The sequence below is a fragment of the Caminicella sporogenes DSM 14501 genome, from assembly GCF_900142285.1.
GTDB lineage: Bacteria > Bacillota > Clostridia > Peptostreptococcales > Caminicellaceae > Caminicella > Caminicella sporogenes.
This window is the reverse complement of the sequence record NZ_FRAJ01000039.1, coordinates 1-1950: the sequence shown is the minus strand read 5'-3', so window position 1 is coordinate 1950 and position 1950 is coordinate 1. Positions and strand designations below refer to the sequence as shown.

Genomic DNA, 1950 nt, shown 5'->3' with positions numbered 1-1950 from the left:
CATCAGTTTTAGGTGTATTATCTATAATTTCTATAGTAGTACCATATTTTTTACATAGATTTTCTATTAATTCAAATTCAAATCTAATAGTATAAAATTTTATAAATATTCTTTAACTGTTAATCAACCTCTACACCTATTATATATTTTATCTGCATTTAAATACAATATATTTATAAATTTTAACATTTAATTAATAATAATTTTTCTTAACAAGTAAACAACCTTCCAAATTAAGGAAGGTTGTTTACTCTCCAAAAGGATTAACATGCACCATACAATGTTTTACCTTTTTTATTTCATTCTCAATACTATCATGAACATCTTCGGCAATTTTATGTGCCTCAGATACTGACAAATTCCTATCCACTGCAATTTCTACATCAACATATAATTTATTAGCATGAATTCTCGTCTTTAATTCATCTATTTGAATAACGCCATTTATTCCTAAAATTATTTTTTTTATATTTTTAATCGTTTCTTTATCTGCCGCTGAATCTATAAGTGCTCTAACTGACTGTATATAAATTTCTATAGCAACTTTACATATAAAAATACTAATAATAACTGAAGCTATAGGGTCTAATATCGGATAACCAAATACTGCACCTGTAATCCCAATCAAACTCCCTATTGATGACAATGCATCTGAACGATGATGCCATGCATCTGCCATCAAAGCAGAACTTTCAACTTTTTTAGCTCCTCTTATAGTATATCTAAACATCCATTCTTTTACTAATATAGAAAATACGGCAGCAAATATAGTCATTTTCTCTGGTATATAATAATCCCTAATAAAAATACTTTTTATTCCTTTATATCCCATATAAACTGCTGTCAAAAGTAATATATTAGATAGTATCTTTCCTATAACCGGTTCAATTTTTTCATGTCCATAAGGATGAGTTTCATCATCTTCTTTTTCTGCAAGCTTCACTCCAATCATAACTACTACTGTACTAAAAACATCAGATAGTGAATGAAATCCATCAGCAACTAAAGCATTACTTCTTCCAACTATCCCAACTATAATTTTTATAAATGATAAAAATACATTTGCTATGATAGTTATTATAGAAATTTTATTTACTATTTTTTGTCTTTCAAATTTATCCATTTTTCCACCTCATAAATATAACTTAATAATCCTTTTTTCAATTGATAAAAATATCTCATAATAAACATTATATATATTATATTTATAAAATGTTCTTTTTTCAAGATTAAATTTCCTTATTTTACAATACATTCATTATCAATTGATAATGGTATTTGTTAAAGTTTTATATAAACAAATCTTATATTTTATTATGAATATTAAAACAAGAATTTAATCTTAGTATTACATACATATAACTTTTTGACTATAAAATTTTCACCTATATTTTTTTTATTTTTTAACATTTTTTTAATTCCACTTACATATATATCTTTATTACAACTTTTAGGAGGTACATTATAAATGCGTAAAAGAAATCCTTTAATAGCAATTATAGGAATTTTCATATTGATACTTTTAGCAAAATTTATAAAATAATAAACCTAAACAGCTTATTTCCTTTATAAAAATCAAAAAAATTAAATAAAAGTTAAAAATTATAAAAATATTGTTGCCTTTTTATTTTTTTGTTATAATTTTTACTAAAACGAAAAAGCGGCGTTTTTTACGCCGCTTTCATCAATTTATATAGAAAGTATTTTAGTTAATTCATAAATATCTTTATCGAATTTTTTTTCCATCTCCAATGCCTCATCTATATCCATATCTATAAGCTCATTATTTCTTATTCCTATCGCTCTGCCTGATTTTCCTTCCATAAGAAGCTCTACTGCTCTAGCTCCCATTCTGCTTGCAAGTATTCTGTCAAATGCTGTAGGACTTCCTCCTCTTTGTACGTGTCCAAGTATTGTTACTCTCGTTTCTATTCCTGTCTTTTCTTCTAT

At 25.3% G+C, this 1950-nt stretch carries 2 protein-coding genes and 1 pseudogene; all 3 read right to left on the bottom strand.

Annotation, left to right across the window (positions count from 1 at the left end):
- Positions 1-94: pseudogene (locus BUA90_RS12315) on the bottom strand (IS607 family transposase); the annotation flags it as partial.
- Between the two features lie 153 nt (positions 95-247).
- Positions 248-1123 (bottom strand): cation diffusion facilitator family transporter, encoded by an 876-nt coding sequence (locus BUA90_RS12025; RefSeq protein ID WP_072968875.1) that lies wholly within the window; start codon positions 1121-1123, stop codon positions 248-250.
- 566 nt (positions 1124-1689) lie between these two features.
- Positions 1690-1950 (bottom strand): 6-phosphofructokinase (locus BUA90_RS12015; RefSeq protein WP_200793531.1); only part of this gene is annotated, 261 nt, incomplete at its 5' end.